This window comes from Nocardioides ureilyticus (genome assembly GCF_051280745.1).
In the GTDB taxonomy this organism is placed as follows: domain Bacteria; phylum Actinomycetota; class Actinomycetes; order Propionibacteriales; family Nocardioidaceae; genus Nocardioides.
This window is the reverse complement of the sequence record NZ_JBNCOG010000006.1, coordinates 32974-53669: the sequence shown is the minus strand read 5'-3', so window position 1 is coordinate 53669 and position 20696 is coordinate 32974. Positions and strand designations below refer to the sequence as shown.

19 protein-coding genes are annotated in these 20696 nt (G+C 73.6%); 8 read left to right on the top strand and 11 right to left on the bottom strand.

The genetic code is table 11. From position 1 onward, the window contains the following. Positions 1-3 precede the first annotated feature (3 nt). A complete protein-coding gene (locus tag ACSMHG_RS04940) occupies positions 4-588 on the bottom strand; it encodes an antibiotic biosynthesis monooxygenase (RefSeq protein WP_435742314.1) in 585 nt (194 codons plus the stop codon). 91 nt (positions 589-679) lie between these two features. On the opposite strand from ACSMHG_RS04940, the gene ACSMHG_RS04935 reads away from it, so the two are divergent. Continuing rightward, entirely contained in the window at positions 680-2188 is a 1509-nt protein-coding gene (locus ACSMHG_RS04935; RefSeq protein ID WP_435742312.1) for an MFS transporter, read from the top strand. A gap of 7 nt (positions 2189-2195) precedes the next feature. On the opposite strand, the gene ACSMHG_RS04930 is transcribed toward ACSMHG_RS04935, so the two are convergent. Next, on the bottom strand, positions 2196-2525 hold the full coding sequence (locus tag ACSMHG_RS04930) for a MerR family transcriptional regulator (RefSeq protein ID WP_435742311.1): 330 nt from the start codon (positions 2523-2525) through the stop codon (positions 2196-2198). A gap of 118 nt (positions 2526-2643) precedes the next feature. Here ACSMHG_RS04930 and ACSMHG_RS04925 point away from each other — a divergent pair, with 118 nt between their 5' ends. Then, positions 2644-3075 carry an Hsp20/alpha crystallin family protein gene (locus ACSMHG_RS04925; RefSeq protein ID WP_435742310.1) on the top strand — a complete coding sequence of 144 codons (432 nt, stop codon included), beginning with the start codon at positions 2644-2646 and terminating at the stop codon, positions 3073-3075. A 64-nt stretch (positions 3076-3139) separates the two neighbouring features. On the opposite strand, the gene purB is transcribed toward ACSMHG_RS04925, so the two are convergent. From purB to ACSMHG_RS04910, 3 genes are all read right to left on the bottom strand, one after another. Next, complete coding sequence (gene purB, locus ACSMHG_RS04920; RefSeq protein WP_435742309.1) at positions 3140-4585, bottom strand: adenylosuccinate lyase; 1446 nt, start codon at positions 4583-4585, stop codon at positions 3140-3142. 147 nt (positions 4586-4732) lie between these two features. After that, positions 4733-6028: a phosphoribosylamine--glycine ligase gene (gene purD, locus ACSMHG_RS04915; protein WP_435742308.1), complete on the bottom strand. Its 1296-nt coding sequence runs from the start codon at positions 6026-6028 to the stop codon at positions 4733-4735. Next, positions 6025-7308 (bottom strand): adenylosuccinate synthase, encoded by a 1284-nt coding sequence (locus ACSMHG_RS04910; RefSeq protein ID WP_435742307.1) that lies wholly within the window; start codon positions 7306-7308, stop codon positions 6025-6027. Before ACSMHG_RS04910 ends, purD begins: the two co-directional genes overlap by 4 nt. Positions 7309-7418: 110 nt before the next feature. Here ACSMHG_RS04910 and ACSMHG_RS04905 point away from each other — a divergent pair, with 110 nt between their 5' ends. Next, complete coding sequence (locus ACSMHG_RS04905; RefSeq protein ID WP_435742306.1) at positions 7419-8330, top strand: diacylglycerol/lipid kinase family protein; 912 nt, start codon at positions 7419-7421, stop codon at positions 8328-8330. A gap of 217 nt (positions 8331-8547) precedes the next feature. Here the strand turns inward: ACSMHG_RS04905 and ACSMHG_RS04900 are convergent, their stop codons facing one another. Then, entirely contained in the window at positions 8548-9540 is a 993-nt protein-coding gene (locus ACSMHG_RS04900) for a helix-turn-helix transcriptional regulator (protein WP_435742305.1), read from the bottom strand. A 95-nt stretch (positions 9541-9635) separates the two neighbouring features. Between ACSMHG_RS04900 and lysS the strand changes: the two genes are divergently transcribed. Beyond that, on the top strand, positions 9636-11423 hold the full coding sequence (lysS, locus tag ACSMHG_RS04895) for a lysine--tRNA ligase (protein WP_435742304.1): 1788 nt from the start codon (positions 9636-9638) through the stop codon (positions 11421-11423). Between the two features lie 101 nt (positions 11424-11524). On the opposite strand, the gene ACSMHG_RS04890 is transcribed toward lysS, so the two are convergent. After that, positions 11525-12520 (bottom strand): putative sulfate exporter family transporter, encoded by a 996-nt coding sequence (locus tag ACSMHG_RS04890; RefSeq protein WP_435742303.1) that lies wholly within the window; start codon positions 12518-12520, stop codon positions 11525-11527. Positions 12521-12621: 101 nt separating this feature from the next. Here ACSMHG_RS04890 and ACSMHG_RS04885 point away from each other — a divergent pair, with 101 nt between their 5' ends. Then, a complete protein-coding gene (locus ACSMHG_RS04885) occupies positions 12622-13518 on the top strand; it encodes a LysR substrate-binding domain-containing protein (RefSeq protein ID WP_435742302.1) in 897 nt (298 codons plus the stop codon). Positions 13519-13534: 16 nt separating this feature from the next. On the opposite strand, the gene ACSMHG_RS04880 is transcribed toward ACSMHG_RS04885, so the two are convergent. After that, a complete protein-coding gene (locus ACSMHG_RS04880; protein ID WP_435742301.1) occupies positions 13535-13963 on the bottom strand; it encodes a DUF3151 domain-containing protein in 429 nt (142 codons plus the stop codon). Between the two features lie 37 nt (positions 13964-14000). Between ACSMHG_RS04880 and ACSMHG_RS04875 the strand changes: the two genes are divergently transcribed. Then, positions 14001-15503, top strand: coding sequence for a DHA2 family efflux MFS transporter permease subunit (locus tag ACSMHG_RS04875; RefSeq protein WP_435742300.1), 1503 nt, complete (start codon positions 14001-14003; stop codon positions 15501-15503). A 25-nt stretch (positions 15504-15528) separates the two neighbouring features. Here ACSMHG_RS04875 and fbaA read toward each other — a convergent pair whose 3' ends face one another. Continuing rightward, complete coding sequence (gene fbaA / locus ACSMHG_RS04870) at positions 15529-16560, bottom strand: class II fructose-bisphosphate aldolase (RefSeq protein WP_435742299.1); 1032 nt, start codon at positions 16558-16560, stop codon at positions 15529-15531. A 75-nt stretch (positions 16561-16635) separates the two neighbouring features. On the opposite strand from fbaA, the gene ACSMHG_RS04865 reads away from it, so the two are divergent. Together ACSMHG_RS04865 and ACSMHG_RS04860 are read left to right on the top strand one after the other, a co-directional pair. Further along, positions 16636-17130 (top strand): DUF2867 domain-containing protein, encoded by a 495-nt coding sequence (locus ACSMHG_RS04865; RefSeq protein ID WP_435742298.1) that lies wholly within the window; start codon positions 16636-16638, stop codon positions 17128-17130. Between the two features lie 93 nt (positions 17131-17223). Beyond that, positions 17224-19377 (top strand): M14 family zinc carboxypeptidase, encoded by a 2154-nt coding sequence (locus ACSMHG_RS04860; protein WP_435742297.1) that lies wholly within the window; start codon positions 17224-17226, stop codon positions 19375-19377. 20 nt (positions 19378-19397) lie between these two features. On the opposite strand, the gene ACSMHG_RS04855 is transcribed toward ACSMHG_RS04860, so the two are convergent. After that, positions 19398-19976, bottom strand: a complete 579-nt coding sequence (locus ACSMHG_RS04855; RefSeq protein WP_435742296.1) for a dienelactone hydrolase family protein — start codon at positions 19974-19976, stop codon at positions 19398-19400. Between the two features lie 62 nt (positions 19977-20038). Continuing rightward, on the bottom strand, positions 20039-20686 hold the full coding sequence (locus tag ACSMHG_RS04850; RefSeq protein WP_435742406.1) for a TrmH family RNA methyltransferase: 648 nt from the start codon (positions 20684-20686) through the stop codon (positions 20039-20041). Positions 20687-20696: the final 10 nt, after the last annotated feature.

Sequence of the window (20696 nt, the reverse complement as noted above, 5' to 3'; positions counted from 1 at the left end):
AGGCTAGTGGCGCCGCCGCCACGGAGCCGGTCGGCCCTGCAGCCACCACTCCATCCGGCGGGTGACCCAGGGCAGGGCCAGGTAGGTCATCACCGGCGTCATCACGAGCACGGTGAGCAGCACCCGCAGCGGCAGCAGCACCTCGCCGACGAGCGGCCCGGCCGCCCAGTTGGCCAGCACGCTGAGCGGGTAGAAGACGAGGAAGATCACCGACGCCTGCTTCCACCGCGGCGGGGCGGCGGTCGCGGCGCGGAGGTCCTCGACGTCGCGGCTGGCGGGGTCGTCGAACCAGCCCTCGATGCCGGTACGGCGCTCGACGCGCGACTCCACCACGCCGAGCCCGGACGCCGACGAGCGCCACCACTGCCGCTGCGGCGAGTGCTCCCACGCCTCGAGCGCGGCCTGGTCGGCGAACCGGTAGAGCATGTGCCAGGTGGCCGACCCGGCCTCGGGCCGCACCCACCCGGCGCCGAGGAACCCCGGGAACTGCTGGGCCAGCGTGGTGCCGGCCTGCAGCCAGCTCAGCATCTCCGCGTCGTGGCCGGGGTCGAGGTGCCGGGTGATCGAGACGGTGACGGGAGCGCTCATGGGGCGCATGCTCGACGTACCGGTGGAGGTGCCGCAAACCGCCGGCTCCCTGCCGTGACTGACGGACCGGCGGATCGGGCAACGGGTGCCGGTGAGCGAGCAGGGAGCCGGCACCCGGGAGCGGGTGTCCCCGGGAGACGGCCCGGGTGACGGCAGGGGGACGGAGGGACCCGACCCGCGGCGGTGGCGGGTGCTCGGCGTGACCCTCGTCGTCGGCTTCATGTCGCTGCTCGACGTCACGATCGTCAACGTCGCGATCCCCTCGATGCAGGACGGTCTCGACACCACTACCGGCACCATCCAGTGGGTGGTGTCGGGGTACGCCCTGACCTTCGGCCTCACGCTGGTCGCCGGCGGACGGCTGGGTGACGCCCACGGCCGGCGCCGCCTGATGTTGATCGGCCTGACCGGCTTCATCCTCGCCAGCGCGGCCGTCGGCATGGCGCCGAACGCCGAGACGGTCATCGCCGCGCGTCTGCTGCAGGGCGCCACCGCGGGCCTGCTCACGCCGCAGAGCTCCGGCCTCATCCAGCAGCACTTCCGCGGCGAGGAGCGCGGTCGGGCCTTCGGCATGTTCGGGTTCACCGTCGCGCTCTCCTCGGCCACCGGGCCGGTGCTCGGCGGCGCGATCATCGCGCTGGCCGGCGAGGAGTCCGGCTGGCGGTGGCTCTTCCTGGTCAACGTCCCCATCGGTCTGGCCGCCCTGGTCGCGATCGCAGTGATCGTCCCGGGCCCCGACCGCACGGACGACCCCGACGGCGCCGGCACGTGGATCGACGTACCAGGCGCCCTGCTGCTCGGCGGCACCGTGCTGTGCGTACTTCTCCCGCTCGTGAGCCTGGAGGGCGGCGCGCTGCTGCCGCTGGTGCTGCTGCCCGGCGCGCCGGTGCTCGGCTGGGCGTTCGTCCGGTGGGAGAGCCGGCTGCGCCGCCGCGGGCGGCCACCGCTCCTCGACGTCTCGCTGCTGCGCCGGCTCCCCGGCTACAGCACCGGCCTGGCGATCGGCGCGCTCTACTTCACCGGCTTCACCGGCATCTTCCTGGTGCTCTCGGTCCACCTGCAGGACGCGCTGGGGCTCTCGCCGCTGACCACCGGCCTGTTGACGACGCCCTTCGCCGTCGGCGCCGCCATCACCGCGCCACTGGCCGGGCGGCGGGTCTCCCACGCTGGCCGGTCGCTGACCGTGGTGGCGCTCGCGGTGATGATGTCGGGCGTCGCGCTCACGATGCTCTTCGCCCCCGCCCTCGACGGGGTCCTGATCGGGCTGGCGCTGGTGCCGTGCCTGCTGCTCGCCGGGCTGGGTGGTGGCGGGGTGATCTCGCCGAACTTCACGCTCGCCCTCGCCGAGGTGCCGCCGCAGATGGGTGGCGCGGCCGGCGCTGCGCTCCAGACCGGCCAGCGCATCGGCTCCTCGCTGGGAGCGGCGCTGCTGATGACGTCGTACGGCGTCGCGATGGGGCCGCTGGACGCCGGCGGCGCCCTGCGGGTCGCCCTGGTCGTCTCCCTGCTGGTGCTCAGCACCGCTCTGGCCACGGCCATCTGGTCGCGGCGCCACGAGCCGCCCCACGTGCCCGACCGCGGAGCCGGCGCGCGCGGCTGACCGGCGCTCAGTCCCCGGCCGCCCGCCGCAGCCGGGCGTTGGCCGCGCGCAGCCGGCGTACCTCGTCCTCGAGGGCGAGCACCCGCCCGACGCCGGCGAGGTTCAAGCCCTCGCCGAGCAGGTCACGGATCCGGTGCAGCCGCTCGATGTCGGCCTCGCTGTAGAGCCGCGTGCCCCCGGGGGTCCGGTCCGGGTCGACGAGTCCCCGGCGCTCGTAGACCCGGAGGTTCTGGATCTCCATGGAGACCATGCCGGCCGCCACGGAGATCGCGAAGACGCCCCGACCGCTGCCCCGACCGCTGGCCCGACCGCTGCCCCGGCGCTCCGTGCTCGACATGGGCTTGATTCTGCCTCAGTCCTGGAATATAAAAAACCTGTAACCGTTGATACAGATACGACGGGCTCACGCAGACCGTCGGACGAACACCACGGACACCACGAAGGAGGACCACCCCATGTTGCTGCGCACCACCGACCCCTTCCGCGACTTCGACCGCCTCACCCAGCAGCTGCTGGGGACGACCAACCGCCCGGCCGTCATGCCGATGGACGCCTGGCGCGAGGGTGACCGCTTCGTCATCGAGTTCGACCTCCCGGGTGTGGCCCGCGAGTCGATCGACCTCGACGTCGAGCGCAACGTGCTGACCGTGCGCGCGGAGCGCGTCGCCAACAACGGCGACTGGCAGATGCTCGCCAGCGAGCGCACCCGCGGCTCCTTCAGCCGCCAGCTGGTCCTCGGGGACAACCTCGACCTCGACCGGATCGAGGCGTCCTACGACAGCGGCGTGCTGCGGCTGGTCGTGCCGGTCGCGGAGAAGGCCAAGCCCCGCAAGATCGAGGTCTCCTCGGGCTCCTCGGACCGCGAGCCCGCCGCGATCGAGAGCTGAGGCCTGCACCACGGGCCCGGACACCGACCCGGTGTCCGGGCCCTCGCCCTGTCCCGGGGAGCTGTCAGAGGATCGCGCCGGGGGCGTACGCCGCGGCGACGGGGTGCCGCTCGACGACCTCGCTCACCCGGCGCACGACCTCGCGGACCTGGGCGACCGCGGCGCCGGTGAAGGTGATCGGCTCGGCGACGAGCGAGGCCAGCTGGTCCGCCGAGAGGTCGAGCCGCGGGTCGGCCGCCAGCCGGGCGAAGACGTCGTTCTCGGCCTGGCCGCGGCGCATGTCCAGCGCCGTACCGACCGCCGCCTCCTTGATCGCCTCGTGCGCGGCCTCCCGCCCCACGCCGTTGCGGACCGCCGCCATGAGGACCTTGGTCGTCGCGAGGAACGGCAGGTACCGGTCGAGCTCACGCTGGACGACCGCGGGGAACGCGCCGAACTCGTCGAGGACGGTGAGGAAGGTCTGGAAGAGGCCGTCCACCGCGAAGAAGGCGTCGGGCAGCGCGACCCGCCGCACCACCGAGTCGGAGACGTCGCCCTCGTTCCACTGGTCGCCGGCGAGCTCGCCGATCATCGACAGGTAGCCGCGGGTGACCACCGCCAGCCCGTTGACCCGCTCGCAGGAGCGGCTGTTCATCTTGTGCGGCATGGCCGAGGAGCCGACCTGCCCCTCCTTGAAGCCCTCGGTGACCAGCTCGTTGCCGGCCATCAGCCGCACGGTCGTGGCCAGGTTCGACGGCCCGGCCACGAGCTGGACCAGCGCGGAGAGGACGTCGAAGTCCAGCGAGCGCGGGTAGACCTGGCCGACGCTGGTCAGCACCCGCTCGAAGCCCAGGTGGGCCGCCACCCGCTGCTCGAGGTCGGCGAGCTTCTCCTCGTCGCCGTCCAGCAGGTCGAGCATGTCCTGGGCGGTGCCCATCGGGCCCTTGATGCCGCGCAGCGGGTACCGGCCGAGGAGGTCCTCGACCCGCTCCAGCGCCACCAGCATCTCGTCGGCCACCGTGGCGAACCGCTTGCCGAGCGTCGTCGCCTGCGCGGCGACGTTGTGGCTGCGACCGGCCATCACGGTCACCTCGTGCTCGCTGGCCAGCCGGGCCAGGCGGGCCAGCGTGGCGACCGCGCGGTCACGCACCAGCGCGAGCGACTGGCGCACCTGGAGCTGCTCGACGTTCTCGGTGAGGTCGCGCGAGGTCATGCCCTTGTGGACGTGCTCGTGGCCGGCCAGCGCGCAGAACTCCTCGATCCGCGCCTTCACGTCGTGGCGGGTCACCCGCTCGCGGGCGGCTATCGAGGCCAGGTCGACCTGGTCGACGACCGCCTCGTAGGCCTCGACGACCCCGTCGGGCACGTCGATCCCGAGGTCGCGCTGGGCCTTGAGCACGGCGATCCACAGCTGACGCTCGAGGACCACCTTGTGCTCCGGCGACCAGATGCCGGCGAGGTCGGGAGCGGCGTACCGCGTGGCCAGGACGTTCGGGACGTTCGGGACGGTCGGGTCGGTCGGGTCGGTCACGCGGCGGATTCTCCCACGCCGCCGAGTCGGGAGTTGTGCCCGTTCACTCGGGACCCCTGACCGTCGAGTCGGGAGTTGTGACCGTCCACTCGGCCGATTGAACGGCCACAGGTCCCGACTCGACGGTCGTAGGTCACGACTCGACGGTCAGAGGTCCCCACTCGACGGGTGGTGGGGGGTGAGGACCGAGGCGCCCTCGACGACACCGAGAGGCTCGGCGGCGATGTCCGAGCGCCGCTGGAGCCCGGGGAAGGAGACCAGGTCCGCTGCGGCGTAGGCGCGGCTCCGCGCGTCGGCGACGTCCGCCCCGACCGCCCGTACGGCGAGCACCCGGCCACCGGCGGTCACCAGCCGGTCCTCGACCAAGGCCGTGCCGGCGTGGACGACGTCGACCCCGTCCCGGGCCCCGGCCTCGGTGACGCCGGTGATCACGTCACCCTTCGACGAGGACTCGGGGTAGCCGGCTGAGGCGAGGACGACCGTCACGGCCGCGCCGGCGCGGAAGGTCGGCGGCGGGACGTCGCCGAGCCGACCCTCGGCGGCCGCGAGCAGCAGCTCGCCCAGCGGGGAGTCGAGCAGTGCGAGCACGGGCTGGACGTCGGGGTCGCCGAAGCGGACGTTGAACTCGATGACCCGTGGCCCGTCGTCGGTGAGCGCGAGGCCGACGTAGAGGCAGCCGCGGAAGTGCGCGCCCCGCCGGGCCATCTCGTCGAGGGTCGGCTGGACCACGGTCGCCATCACCGTGGCGGCGAGGTCGGGCGGCGCCCACGGCAGCGGCGAGTAGGAGCCCATCCCGCCGGTGTTCGGGCCCCGGCCGCCGTCGAAGATCCGCTTGAAGTCCTGCGCCGGCTGCAGCGGGTACGCCGTGGTGCCGTCGCAGACCGCGAAGAGCGAGACCTCCGGTCCGTCGAGGAACTCCTCGACCACCACCCGCCCGCAGGCCGCGGCGTGGGCCAGCGCCTCGTCGCGATCGGTGGTCACGACGACGCCCTTGCCTGCGGCGAGCGCGTCGTCCTTGACGACGTACGGGGACCCGGCCGCGGCCAGCGCCTCGGCGACCTCGGTCGGGGTGGTGCACACCCACGACCTCGCGGTGGGAACCCCCGCCGCCGCCATGACCTCCTTGCTGAACGCCTTCGACCCCTCGAGCCGCGCGGCCGCGCGCGACGGCCCGAAGCAGGCGATGCCGGCCCCGACCACCGCGTCGGCGACACCGGCCACCAGTGGCGCCTCGGCCCCGACCACCACGAGGTCGACCCCCAGTCGGGTGGCGAGCGCCGCCACCCCCGCCGGGTCGCCCGGGTCGACGTCGTGGAGCGTCGCCACGTCGGCGAGGCCCGGGTTGCCGGGCGCCGCGTGCAGCTCGGTCACCTCCGGGTCCCGGGCGAGGGCGAGCGCGAGCGCGTGCTCCCGTCCACCGGTGCCGATGACGAGGACCCTCACGGGTTGACGACCACGGTCTGCTCGCGACCCGGGCCGACGCCGACCGCCCAGATCTTGGTGCCGGACATCTCCTCCAGCGCCCGGACGTAGGCCTGCGCGTTGGCCGGCAGGTCCTCGAAGGTGCGGCAGCCGGAGATGTCGGTGCCCCAGCCGTCGAGGTACTCGTAGACCGGCGTGGCGTGGTGGAACTCGGTCTGGGTCATCGGCATCTCGTCGTGCCGCACGCCGTCGACCTCGTAGGCCACGCAGACCGGGATCCGCTCCCAGGCCCCGAGGATGTCGAGCTTGGTCAGGAAGTAGTCGGTGAGGCCGTTGACGCGCGAGGAGTACCGGGCCACGACGGCGTCGTACCACCCGCAGCGGCGGGTCCGGCCGGTGGAGACGCCGATCTCGCCGCCGAGCCGCTGCAGCTGCACGCCGTCGTCGTCGAAGAGCTCGGTCGGGAACGGCCCCGAGCCGACCCGCGTCGTGTAGGCCTTGATCACGCCGATGACCCGGTCGATGCGCGTGGGTCCGACGCCGGCGCCGGTGCAGACACCGCCGGCGACCGGGCTCGAGGACGTGACGAACGGGTAGGTGCCGTGGTCGACGTCGAGCATCGTCGCCTGCGCGCCCTCGAAGAGGACGGTCTCGCCGCGGTCGAGCGCCTGGTTGAGCAGGAGCGAGGTGTCGGCCACCATCGGGCGGAGCCGGTCGACGTACGACGTCAGCTCCTCGACGACCGCGTCGACCTCGATGGCGCGCCGGTTGTAGACCTTGGTCAGCAGGTGGTTGCGGACGTCGAGGGCCGCCTCGACCTTCTCGCGCAGGATCTTCTCGTCGAAGAGGTCCGCGATCCGCACGCCGTAGCGGTTGACCTTGTCGGAGTAGGCCGGCCCGATCCCGCGGCCGGTGGTGCCGATCTGGTTCTTGCCGAGGAAGCGCTCGGTGACCTTGTCGATCGTCGAGTGGTACGACGCGATGACGTGCGCGTTGGCGCTCACCACGAGCCCGCCGATCTCGACGCCCCGCTCGAGCAGGCCGTCGAGCTCGCGGAAGAGCGCCTCGGGCGAGACGACCACACCGTTGGCGATGACCGACGTCGCGCCCGGCGTCAAGATGCCGCTGGGCAGCAGGTGGGTGGCGTACTTCTCGCCGTTGATGACGATGGTGTGACCGGCGTTGTGCCCCCCGCTGGTGCGGACGACGTAGTCGATCGGGTCGGTGGTGGCCAGCTGGTCGGTGGCCTTGCCCTTGCCCTCGTCGCCCCACTGGGCGCCGAGCACGACGATCGCGGGCATCTGAGCTCCTCACGCAACAGGAAAGCCCCGGGGTGCAGCAAGCGCTGACCGGGGCTCTTGCGGCCTCACGTTAGCAAGATCCTCGCGCGGTGCGGGATAGGGTCGCGCCGATGGACCCGCTCCTGGTGATCACGAACAGCGACGCCGGCCCCGCGGACGAGCAGGAGCTCGAGCGGGCGCTGGCTGTCCTGCGCGACCGCACGTCGGTCGAGGTGTGCGCCACCTCCGACCCCGGCGAGCTCGACGGCGTGCTGCACCGGGCCGGGTCCCGGCGGATCGTCGTCGCCGGTGGTGACGGCAGCATGCACGCCGTCGTCGCCGCGCTGCACCGCCGCCACGAGCTGCACGACGCCGTGCTCGGGCTGCTCCCGCTCGGCACCGGCAACGACTTCGCCCGCGGCAACGGGATCCCCCTCGACACCGAGGAGGCCGCCAAGGTCGTGCTGCACGGCCGGGTACGCCGGGTGGACCTCATCCTCGACGAGGTCGGTGAGATCGTCGTCAACAGCGTGCACGCCGGCGCCGGGGCCCAGGCGAGCCGGCGCGGCGAGCGCTGGAAGGACCGGCTGCACGGGGTCGGCGTCGGCGGGCTCAACCTCGGCAAGCTCGGCTACCCGATCGGGGCCGCGCTGGCCGCGATGAAGCCGCCGTACGTCCGCTTGCGGGTGGAGGTCGACGGCGAGGTGGTCGTCGACTACGACGAGCCCGTGCTCATGGTCGCCGTCGGCAACGGCGCGACGGTCGGCGGTGGGACCGAGCTGGTCCCGGGCGCCGACACCCGCGACGGCAAGGTCGACGTGGTCGTGGCCCGCTCGGCCGGTCCGCTGCAGCGGGTCGGCTACCTCGGCAGCCTGCTGCGGGGCACCCACTCCCACCGCGACGACGTGATCGCCCTCCGGGCGAGCCAGGTGTCGATCGACGGCGAGGAGTTCTACTGCTCGGCCGACGGCGAGATCTACGGTCCCGAGCGCCGACGCACCTGGCGGGTCGAGCCGGGCGCCTACTCGATGGTCCTTCCCTGACCCCACCCGGCGGTGGAGCCGGACGGACGTGGTCTCGACAGGCTCGACCACCGAGGGTCGGACGTGGTCTCGACAGGCTCGACCACCGAAGGTCGGACGTGGTCTCGACAGGCTCGACCACCGAAGGTCGGACAGGCTCGACCACCGAGAGGGGCTCGACCACCGAGGGGGGCTCGACCACCGAGGGGGCCCGGCCACCGAGGAGGGCAGGGCCGCCTCAGAGCCAGCCGCGCCGCGCCGCCTCGGCTCCGGCCTGGAAGCGGGTCTCGACGCCCAGGTCGGCCAGCAGGTCGGCGATCCGGCGCCGGACGGTCCGCAGGCTGACCCCGAGGCGACGGGCGATCTGCTCGTCCTGTGCCCCCTCGGCGAGCTGCTGCAGCAGCAGCTTGCGCACGTCCGGCCTCGGATCCCCCCGCTCGAGGTCCGGCACCGGCAACGCACGCTGCCAGAACGTCTCGAACCACAGCGTCAGGGCGTCGACGAGGCCCCGCTGGCGCACGAGCGAGCGGGTCTCGTCGGCGAGGCCGATCGGCTCGGGGAGGACGGCGTGGGTGGTGCCGATGATGAACATCCGCGTCGGGAGGTCGGGGAGCACCCGGATCTCCTCCCCCACCGAGGCGCGGGCCACCAGCACCTCACGGGCCTCGGTGAGCGCCCGGACCGGGTAGATCGCCAACGAGCGCCGGCCCTGCTCCACCACCTCCCGCACCACCTGCACCATGGCGTCCTCACGCGACCGCGCGAACTGGCCCGGGCGCAGCCACCGGATGTCGCCCCGGCTCTGGCTGATCAGCGAGTGGATCAGCTCCACCGGCTCCCCGCCACGGGTGACCTCGCCGTCGATCGGCACGGCGTCCTGGACGGCCCCTGGCTCCAGCGCGGCGGAGGAGCCGGCCAGCAGCGGCACCACGGTGGCCACTTCCTCGAGCCGGCGGTGGGCGCGGGCCGCCGTCGCCGCGGTCTCGGCCAGCATCCGGACGAGCGCCTCGGTCGGGCTCTCCACGAAGAGCCGGCCCTCCTCCACCCGGGCGATGCCGCGATCGACGAGCGGCGCCAGGTCCTTGACCAGCTCCTCCGGGGTCCGCAGCAGGGCCTGGGCGACCGAGACCACCTCCCGGCCGGACTGGGCGCGGAGCCGCTCGTAGAAGTGGTCGGCACCCTCCCCGAGCCCGAGCGCCTCCATCAGGTTCGACGGCGTACGACGTGGCACCCGGCCACCCTAGTGCTCGCCGACCGAGCCCAGCCCGAGCACGACAGGTAGCGTTGCCGACCGTCCAGACACCCGAACGACGTGCAGGAGCAGCAGTGGCGCGAGGCGGCAACCGGCCCGACGGCCCAGCCCAGGGATCGGCCCCGGGATCGGCCCGGCAGGGCAAGGAGCCGGTCGACTGGGTCACCCGCGCCGCGGACGACGCGATCCGCCACGCCGAGGCGAACGCCGAGGCGGCCGGCGTGCCCGCGTCCGAGCGCGTGATCACCTGCGCCTCCGGTGCCAGCCCGTCCGGCCCGATCCACCTGGGCAACCTGCGCGAGTTCCTCACCCCGCACCTCGTCGCCGAGGAGATCCGCCGTCGGGGCCTGGCGGTGCGCCACCTGCACAGCTGGGACGACTACGACCGGTTCCGCAAGGTCCCCGCCGGCGTCGACCCCTCGTGGGCCGAGCACATCGGCCGCCCGCTCACCGCCGTCCCCGACCCGTGGGAGTGCCACGAGTCGTGGGCCGAGCACTTCAAGGCGCCGCTGCGCGCCGCGCTCGCCGAGATGGGCGTCGAGATGGAGGAGGTGTCGCAGTCCGAGCAGTACCGCGCCGGCGCCTACACCGAGCAGGTCCTCCACGCGATCCGCTCGCGCGGCACGGTGGAGGAGGTGCTGGCCAAGTACCGCACCAAGAAGGCCGAGCCGGTCGCCGAGAACGAGCAGGAGGCGGCCGCCCTCGAGGACTCCGTCGCCGACGACGACGGCGAGCAGCCGGCCGGCACCGGCGACCTCGCCCGCTTCCCCTACAAGCCCTACTGCCGCCAGTGCGGGCGCGACACCGTCGAGGTCACGGCGTACGACGACGACACCACCGACCTGGCCTACACCTGCTCCTCGTGCGGGTTCACCGGCACGACGAACGTCGCCACGCAGCACGAGGGCAAGCTCGTGTGGAAGGTCGACTGGCCGATGCGCTGGTCGGTCGAGGGCGTCGACTTCGAGCCCGGCGGCCTCGACCACTCGACGCCCGGCTCGTCGTACACGGTCGGCAAGGAGCTGGTGAAGCGGGTCTTCGGGTTCCGCGCCCCGTCCTACGTCGCCTACGCCTTCGTGGGCTTCGCCGGCATGCAGAAGATGTCGTCGTCGGCCGGTGGTGTGCCCACCGCAGCCGACGCCCTGCGGGTCCTCGAAGCACCGATCCTGCGCTGGCTCTACGCCCGGCGGCAGCCGAAGCAGGCCTTCACCATCGACTTCGGCCCCGAGGTGGTCCGCCTGTACGACGAGTGGGACAGCCTGGGACGCAAGGCCGGCGACCCCGCCAAGCGGGACGCCCAGGTGCTGGCCTTCGAGCGGGCGTCGTCCACCGCGGCGGTGGGCACGCTGCCGACCCCGCGGGTCGTGGTGCCCTTCCGCCTGCTCGCGTCGGTCGCCGACGTGACCGCCGGCAGCGCGGAGCTCATCTCGGGGATCATCGGCAACGCCGGCCACGCGCACGGCTCGGTCGACGACCTCCAGCCGCGGCTCGACCGGGCCATGACCTGGACCGCCGAGTTCGTCGCGCCGGAGGACCGCACCACCGTCCGCGAGGAGCCCGACGCCGAGCGGCTTGCCGCGCTCGCGCCCGAGGAGCAGCGTTGGCTCGGGGAGCTCCTCGACCGGCTGCCCGACGAGCTGGAGGCCGAGGGGACGACCGCGCTCGTCTACGGCGTCCCGAAGCTCGCCCGCGGGCTTGCCCTGGACGACGCGCCGACCGACGAGGTGAAGGCGGACCAGAAGCAGTTCTTCCGCCTGCTCTACCAGCTGCTCGTCGACGCCGAGCGGGGCCCGCGGTTGCCCACGCTCTTCGTGGCGCTGGGCGCCGAGCGCGTCCGGCACCTGCTCACCGCGCCGCGCTGACCGCCGGTCGAGCCGCTGCCCGCCGGTCGAGCCGCTGCCCGCCGGTCGAGCCGCTGACCGCCGGTCGAGCCGCTGCCCGTCGGTCGAGCTTGTCGAGACCCTCAGCCGACGACGTAGGCGGCCGGCAGGCCCAGGGCGGTGACCAACGCCGTGGCGGCGGCGGCGAGGCGGACCAGCGGGCGGCCGGTCCGCCCCAGCGCGGCCGGGTCGAGGGCGCACCCCAGCGCGAACATCGCCGCGGCCAGGGCGCCGGCCTGCACGTGCCCGGCGGCCGCCAGGACGGGCTCCGGCACCAGGCCGGTCGAGGCGAGCAGGACGAGCACCACGAAGGCCAGCACGAACGCCGGCACCAGCGGCGGCCGGGCGCCGTCTGCGGCCGCGCCGCGGCTGCGTGCGGCCACCACTGCCAGGACCGGCGCGAGCAGCAGCACCCGGCCCAGCTTCACCGCGACCGCCACCTGGAGCGCCGCCCCGCCGAGGAGGCCGCCGGCCACCACGACCTGGCCGACCTCGTGCACCGAGGCCCCGGCCCAGGCACCGGCGGCGGCGCGGGGCAGGCCGAGCGCCGCGGCCAGCAGGGGGACGAGGAGCATCGCGACGCTCCCGCAGACGACCACCAGGGCCACCACCCGGGCGACGTCCTCGGCCCGGTTGCGGCGTACCCCGTCGAGGGCGGCGACGGCCGCGGCCCCGCAGATGGAGAACCCGCAGGCGACCAGCAGGGCCTGCTCCTCGGGCACCCCGAGCCGGCGTGCGGCGAGCAGCGTCCCGAGGATGCCGAGCACCACCACGGCGGCCACGACGAGCAGCACCCGCCAGCCGAGGCCGACCACGTCGGAGACGACCAGCTGGAGGCCCAGCAGGGCGACACCGACCCGGAGCACCTGCCGGGCGGCCACCCTGAGCCCCGGCCGCGCCTCGTCGGGCAGGCGCCCGGACGCCGCGGCCGCGAAGCCGAGCGCCACGGCGACGAGCGTGGCGCCCAGCACCGGCAGCCAAGCCTGCACCGCGAGCGCGACGCCGGCGGCGGCCCCGGCCAGCGCGAGGCCGGGGAGCGGCGACAGCCGGGCCGGTGCGGGCAGGCGCGTCTCGAGCATGCCTCCAGCGTGGCCGGCGAGCGGCGCGGACGGTAGCCGTCGATCAGGCCTGAGGCCATGCGCCGTTGATATGGGCGGCACCCAGGTCATACGCTCGACGCATGAGCACACCCGACCTTGCCGGCCTCGACCTGCTGGTGCGCGTCGCCGAGAGCGGGTCGGTCGGGGCGGCGGCCCGGCAGGTGGGCATGGCGCAGCCGAACGCGAGCCGGCTGCTCGCCAAGCTGGAGCGGCAGCTCGACCTGGTCCTGCTGGTGCGCACGCCCGCGGGGTCGCGGCTCACCACGGAGGGCGAGGTGGTGGTGACCTGGGCCCGCGAGGTGCTCGGGGCGGTGGAGCGGGTCGTGCTCGGCGCGCGGTCCCTGGCCGCGCAGCGCAAGGCGCACCTGACGGTCGCGAGCAGCCTGACCGTCGCCGAGCACCTGGCTCCGCGCTGGCTGGCCCGCTTCCGGCTGCAGCACCCCGACCTCCACGTCAGCCTCGACGTGGGCAACTCCCACCACGTCCTCGCCCGGGTCCAGTCCGGGCGAGTCCCGCTGGGCTTCGTGGAGTCGCCGACCGTGCCGCGGTCGGTGGCCTCGACGGTCGTCGCCCACGACCGGCTGCTGGTCGTGGTCGGCCGCTCGCACCCGTGGTCGCGCCGCCGTACGCCGGTCACGCCGGCCGAGCTGGTCGCCGGCGACCTGGTCCTCCGCGAAGCCGGGTCGGGGACCCGGGAGACGCTGGTGCGGGCGCTCGACCTGGCCGGTCACGCCCTCGGCGAGCAGCGCCTCGAGCTGGCCAGCACGGCGGCGGTCAAGGCCGCCGCCGCGGAGGGCGGCGCCCCGGCCGTGCTGAGCGAGCTGGCGGTCGCCGCCGAGCTGGCCACCGGCGCGCTCGTGGCCGTGCCGGTCGACGGCCTGGACCTCGGCCGGGCCCTCCGAGCGGTCTGGCTCCCGGCGCGGCGGCCCGAGGGCGCGGCCGCCGCGCTGGTGCGGCTGGCGCGCTCCCAGCCGTGACCGACCGGCGCCGGGCTCAGGCGTCGCCGAGCAGCTCGTCGTACGCCGTCGGCGAGGAGTCGCGCAGGAAGTCGCGGCAGCGCTCCCACTCCTCGGTCTCGCCGATCTGGCGAGCGGCGCGCGCCAGCAGCGCCAGGCAGCCGAGGAAGCCGCGGTTCGGCTCGTGCTCCCACGGGACCGGGCCGTGGCCCTTCCAACCGTTGCGCCGCAGCAGGTCGAGGCTGCGGTGGTAGCCGACCCGGGCGTAGGCGTAGACCGTCACCGGGTCGGCGTCCTCCGCAGCGGCCAGCGAGGCGAGGGACAACCAGGCGACCGGCGAGGCCGGGAAGCGGCGGACGACGTCGACCGGCTGCTCGCCGTTGGCGAGCGACTCGCTCGCCGGGTCCGGGGGCAGGTGGGTCGGCGGCGGGCCCGCCATCAGGTCACGTCCGATCGGAGAGGTCATGGGAAGCATTGTCCACGCCTGCCGGTTCACTTCTGCCGTGACGTCCCCCGCCTCCGCCGCACCGGCTCCCGCCACCGACGAGAAGGACCCCTGGCCGGCGCTGCTCGCGCTCTGCCTCGGCTTCTTCATGATCCTGGTCGACTCCACGATCGTCTCGGTCGCGACGCCGGCCCTCATCGTCGACCTGCAGGCGGACGTGAACGCGGTCGTCTGGGTGACCAGCGCCTACCTCCTGGCCTACGCCGTCCCGGTGCTGATCACCGGCCGGCTCGGTGACCGGTTCGGCCCGCGTCGCATGTACCTCGCGGGGCTCACGATCTTCACGCTGGCCTCGCTGTGGTGCGGCCTCACCGACTCCATCGAGGGGCTGGTGGCGGCCCGGGTCGTGCAGGGCCTCGGCGCCGCCCTCATCACGCCGCAGACGATGGCGATCATCACCCGGATCTTCCCGGCGCACCGACGGGGCCGGGCGATGGCGCTGTGGGGTGCCACCGCAGGCGTGGCCACGCTGGTCGGCCCCATCCTCGGCGGCGTGCTGGTCGACTGGCTGGGCTGGGAGTGGATCTTCTTCATCAACGTCCCGGTGGGCGCGCTGGCCTTCGTGCTCGCCCTCCGGCTGGTGCCTCGACTGGAGACCCATGCGCACCGGTTCGACTGGCCGGGGGTCGCCCTGAGCGGCGTCGGCATGTTCCTGCTCGTCTTCGGCGTCCAGGAGGGCCACGAGCTCGAGTGGGGCCTCCTGGTGTGGGCGATGATCGCCGGCGGCCTCGCCGTCCTGGTCCTCTTCGTCGCCTGGCAGGCACGGAACCGCCACGAGCCCCTCGTCCCGCTCGCCCTCTTCGCCGATCGGAACTTCTCCCTGGCGAACATCGCCATCACGACGATGGGCTTCGCCATCACCGCCATGGCGATCCCCTTGATGATCTGGGCGCAGGTGGTCCGCGACCTCAGCCCGACCCGGTCCGCGCTGCTGCTCGTCCCCATGGCCGTGATGACGATCGCCCTGGCCAGGCCGGTCGGCGGGCTCAGTGACCGGGTCCACCCTCGGGCGCTCACCGGCTTCGGCTTCTCCGCGATCGTCGGATCGCTGGTCTGGCTCGCCGCGGCCATGGAGCCCGACGGCTCCATCTTCTGGCTGGTGCCGCCGATGCTCCTGCTCGGCATCGGCAACGCGTGCGTCTGGGCACCGAACTCCACGACGGCCACCCGCAACCTCCCCCTGCGGCAAGCCGGGGCCGGCGCTGGCGTCTACAACGCCACCCGGCAGGTCGGCGCGGTCCTCGGCGCGGCATCGATCGCCGTGCTCATGGACGCCCGGCTCGCGGCCGAGGGGCTTCCGGCGTACGGCGGTGGCGAGGCCGGCGCCTCGGGTGTCGGTGTGCTCCCCGCGCCGGCCGCCCAGGCCTTCAGCGACGCGATGGCGGCCTCGATGCTGCTGCCCGCCGCCGTGCTCCTGGTGGGGCTCGCCGCCGCACTCTGCTTCGAGCGGCCGCGGCACGCGGGCTTCGGCGGTTCCCGAGGTGCGGGAGTCCCCGGTTGACCGGGGACTCCTGCGCCGGGGTCGGTCAGCCGAGGGACTTGCCGGCCGAGCGGAGGTGCTCGCAGGCCTCGACGACGCGGGCGGCCATGCCGGCCTCGGCGGCCTTGCCCCAGGCGCGCGGGTCGTAGGTCTTCTTGTTGCCGACCTCGCCGTCGACCTTCAGCACGCCGTCGTAGTTCTGGAACATGTGCGCCGCCACCGGGCGGGTGAAGGCGTACTGGGTGTCGGTGTCGACGTTCATCTTCACCACGCCGTAGTCGACCGCCGCGGCGATCTCCTCGGCCGAGGAGCCGGAGCCGCCGTGGAAGACGAGGTGGAACGGCTTGGCGCCGGCCTCGAGGCCGAACTCGCCGACCACCGCCTCCTGGGCCTCCTTGAGCACCTCGGGCCGGAGCTTGACGTTGCCGGGCTTGTAGACGCCGTGCACGTTGCCGAAGGTCAGCGCGGTCATGTAGTAGCCGCGCTCGCCGTACCCGAGCGCCTTCGCCGTCGCGATCGCGTCGGCAGGGGTGGAGTAGAGCTTGTCGTTGATCTCGTGGGCGACACCGTCCTCCTCGCCGCCGACGACACCCACCTCGATCTCGAGGATGATCTTCGCCTCGATGCACTTCTCGAGCAGCTCGGAGGCGATGGTGAGGTTCTCCTCGAGCGGCACGGCCGAGCCGTCCCACATGTGCGACTGGAACAGCGGCGCCTCACCGCGGCCGACGCGCTCGCGAGAGAGCTCCAGCAGCGGTCGGACGAACCCGTCCAGCTTCTCCTTCGGGCAGTGGTCGGTGTGCAGCGCGATGTTGACCGGGTAGTTCTTCGCCACCTCGGCCGCGTACTTCGCGAACGCGACCGAGCCGGTGACCATGTCCTTGACCGACGGTCCGGAGAGGTACTCGGCACCGCCCGTGGAGACCTGGATGATGCCGTCGGACCCCGCGTCGGCGAAGCCCTTGAGGGCGGCGTTGAGGGTCTGCGAGGACGACACGTTGATCGCCGGGAACGCGAAGGCATTCTGCTTGGCCGTGTCGAGCATCTCGGCGTACTTCTCGGGGGTGGCGATGGGCACTTCGGACTCCTCGTGAAGACGGGCAGGATTCCCTGCGTGGGATTCCTTGGGCACCCTAGTGGCTACCGGCGTGGCATGCGCCGCCGCACCTTGTTGCGCTCGTCCCGCCGGGCGAGCACCGTCCCCGTGCCCGCCGACCACGCCTGGTCGGTCGTGGCCTCAGCGCTGGAGGGACGGCGCTGGTACGTCGACGCGCCGCCGCTCGTCGTCCGGGGCCTGCTCGACCGGCTGGTCGGCGGCGGCGGCCGCCGCTGGCGGGTGCCGGACCGGCCGCTCCTCGTCCGCGGCGACACCGTCGGCTTCTGGCGGGTCTGGGACGTCACCGACGAGCCCGGGGACGGGCCGCGACGGCTGGTGCTCGTCGCCGACCTGCGCTCGCCGGGCCGGGTGACCCTGACCACGACCGTCCGCCCCGAGGGCGGGACCGCCTGCCGGGTGGAGCAAGAGGTCCGGCTGGACCCCGACGGCCTCGTCGGCGCCGCGTACCTGCTGGCGGACCTCCCCGCCCGAGAGACGGTGATCGAGCTGGTCCACCGACGCGTCGTGCGCGACGTCCTGCAGGGCAACTGACCGGAGGGCCCGGGGTGACCCACGACTCGTGGCGTGACCCCGGACGGTAAAGCCCCGTTCAGGAGGGCAACCGACCCACCAGGAGTCCTCACGATGCGACTGCCCCGCTCCCTCCGCGGCCCGCGCTCGACCCTCGCGCTCGCCGCCACCACGTTGGCCCTCACCGCCGGCGCCCTGGCCCCGACCTCCGCCGCGACGGGGGTGGACGAGCTCGTCCAGGAGGCCTTCGCGCCCCAGCTCGTCACCGTCGACACCCCGTCGCGCGCCGACAAGCAGCGGCTGCAGGGTCTCGGCCTCGACCTCACCGAGCACGCCGGCCACGACTACGTCGAGGTCGTCCTGCACACGCCGGCCGACCTCGCCCGCCTGGTCGCCGGACGGTTCACCTTCGACGTCCGCATCGCCGACCTGGTCCGCCGCGGCGTCGAGATCGCCGAGCTCAACGAGGAGTACGCCGCGCGCGTCGCCCGCTCGCCGCTCCCGTCGGGCCGCGACACCTACCGCACCCTCGCCGACTACAACGCCGACATGGCGGCGCTGGCGAAGAAGCACAAGAAGGTCGTGAAGCTCTTCGAGCTCGAGCGTCCCAGCCTCGACGGCCGGACCATCCAGGGCGTCGAGATCGGCCAGGGCGTCCACCGTGCCGAGTCCGGCCGACCGGTCTTCCTGCTGATGGGCCTGCACCACGCGCGTGAGTGGCCCTCGGGCGAGCTGGCCATGGAGTTCGCGGTCGACCTGGCCCAGGGCTACGGCAAGGACGAGCGGATCACCCGGCTGCTGCGCAAGGCGCGCGTCATCGTCGTCCCGGTCGTGAACGTCGACGGCTTCGAGCTCTCCCGCACCGACGGCGAGTACGTCGACCTGCGCGCCCTCAACGACGGCGACCCCCTCGGCGGCTCCACGTCGATCCTGGCCACGCCGGGCCAGGCGTACAAGCGCAAGAACTGCCGGATCGTCGACGGCCAGGACACCCCCGACGGCAGCTGCCGGCTGACCCTCAACAGCAACGGCGGGTTCGGCTTCGGCATCGACCTGAACCGCAACTACGGCGGCCTCTGGGGCGGCCCGGGCGCGGCCGGCAGCGAGCCGGACCCGGTGGACGTGGGGGCCGGCGTGCTGGACCCGACCTACCGCGGCGCGGAGCCGTTCTCCGAGCCGGAGACCCAGAACATCCGCGACCTGATCTCTTCGCGCCAGGTCACGATGATGATCTCCAACCACACGTTCTCGAACCTGGTCCTGCGGCCCAACGGGGTCAACCCGAACACCATCGCGCCCGACGGCAAGCCGGTCGGCGACGCCCCGGACGAGGAGGCCCTCGAGGAGCTGGGCGCGCGGATGGCGCGCCAGAACGGCTACGCCAACATCCACAGCTGGCAGCTCTACGACACCACCGGCACGACCGAGGACTGGTCCTACAACGCCACCGGTGGCTTCGGCTACACCTTCGAGATCGGTGAGCACGAGTTCCACCCGCCGTTCCCCGAGGTCGTCGACGAGTACGTCGGTGCCGGCGAGCTCGCCGGCCGCGGCAACCGCGAGGCGTACCTCATCGCGCTCGAGCACGCGGTCGACACCGACTTCCACGGCGTGCTCAAGGGGCGCGCCCCGCGCGGGGCGACGCTCCGCCTGGCGAAGACGTTCCAGACCCCGACGTGGGAGGGCTCGTTCCGCGACCGGGTCGAGACGACCATCAAGGTCGGCCGCTCCGGCGGCTTCCGCTGGGTCGTGAACCCGTCGACGCGCCCGGCCGTCGAGGAGCGCACCTACAGGGAGCTCTCGGAGAAGCCCTACCGCTCGGAGACCGTCGAGGGCGGCGTCATCGAGCCCGGCGGCCACGTGGACCACGAGTACCGCGTCGACGACCGCGCCGACGTCTTCAAGGTCGACCTCGACTGGCCGACGCCGGACGACATGGACCTCGAGGTCTACCGCAAGCTGGCCGACGGCTCCCTCGAGGAGGTCGGCGGCTCGGGCAACTTCGTCGGCGTCAAGGAGGGCACCCAGGTCGACGACCCGGCTCCGGGCACCTACGTCGTGCGGGTCATCAACTTCGCCTCGGTGAGCCCCAGCTACACCCTCGACCTCGCGCTCCACGAGTCGGTCACCGTGCGGACGCCGGGCAAGCGGGAGCGGTACACGCTCACCTGCGAGAAGGGGGGCAAGGTCCTGCAGACGACCAAGGTCTTCGTCGACCGTGGCCAGGTGCGCAGGATCGACCTCGGAGCCTGCCGCCGGAAGGCCTGAGCCCCGCGGCCGGGACGGGGTCAGCCGACCCGGTCGAGGAAGTCGAGGACGCGGTCCGTCAGCAGACGGGCCGCGTCCTCGTCGTACGACGGGAGGCCGGGGTCGGCGAAGAGGTGCCCGGCGCCGGGATAGGTGAAGAGCTCGCCGTCGACGCCGTCGGTCGCCACGAGCGCCCGGGCCGCGGCGAGGTCGCCCTCGCCGGCGAAGAAGGGGTCGTCGATCATCCCGTGGACCTGCACCGGGACACCCTCGGGCCAGCCGCCGAACTCGGCCGGCGGCAGGCAGGCCTCCATCAGCACCGCGCCCCGCGCGCCGGGGCGGGTCTGCGCCAGCAGCTGCGCGGGCAGCACGCCGAGCGAGAAGCCGGCGTGGACGAGGCCGTCCGGGAGGCCGGCGGCCGCGGCCCGGCCCCGCTCGAGGATCGTCGCGACCCCCACCTCCTGGACGTGGGCGACCCCGTCCTCGACGGTGTCGAAGGTCCGCCCCTCGAACAGGTCGGGGACGTGGACGGTGTGCCGCTCGGCGCGGAGGCGGTCGGCGAAGGCGTGGACGCCCGGGGTGGCCCCCAGCGCGTGGTGGAACAGCATCAGCTCGGTCACCCGCCCATCGTGGCTCCGACCGCCGACGTCCGCCAGGGCCACCGTGCCCCGGCGGGCGCTGCTCACCCTCGCCAGGCGGCCTCGTCGGAGAGGTCGGCGTGCGCGCGCACCCAGGAGTGCATGGCGATCGCCGCCGCGGCGCTGGCGTTGATCGACCGGGTCGAGCCGAACTGGGCGATCGAGAACGTCCCGTCGCAGGCGTCGCGGGCGGCCTCGCTCAGCCCGGGGCCCTCCTGCCCGAAGAGGAAGCAGACCCGCCGCGGCACCTCCATCGTCTCCAGGTGGGCCGAGCCCGGCAGGTTGTCGATGCCCAGGAGCGGCACGGGGCCTCCGGGCAGCGCCCGCAGGTGGGCCGCGAGGTCGTCGACGGTCGGGTGGTGCCGGACGTGCTGGTAGCGGTCGGTCACCATCGCGCCGCGCCGGTTCCACCTCCGGTTGCCGACGATGTGCACCTCGGCGGCGAGGAACGCGTTGGCCGACCTCACGATGGTGCCGATGTTGAAGTCGTGCTGCCAGTTCTCGATCGCCACGTGGAAGTCGTGGCGCCGGGTGTCGAGGTCGGCGACGATCGCCTCCAGCGACCAGTACCGGTAGCGGTCGACGACGTTGCGGCGGTCGCCCTCGGCGAGCAGCTGCTCGTCGTACTGCTCTCCCGTCGGCCACGGGCCTTCCCAAGGCCCGACGCCGACCTCGGCCGGCCCGTGCGGCATCGGGTCGTAC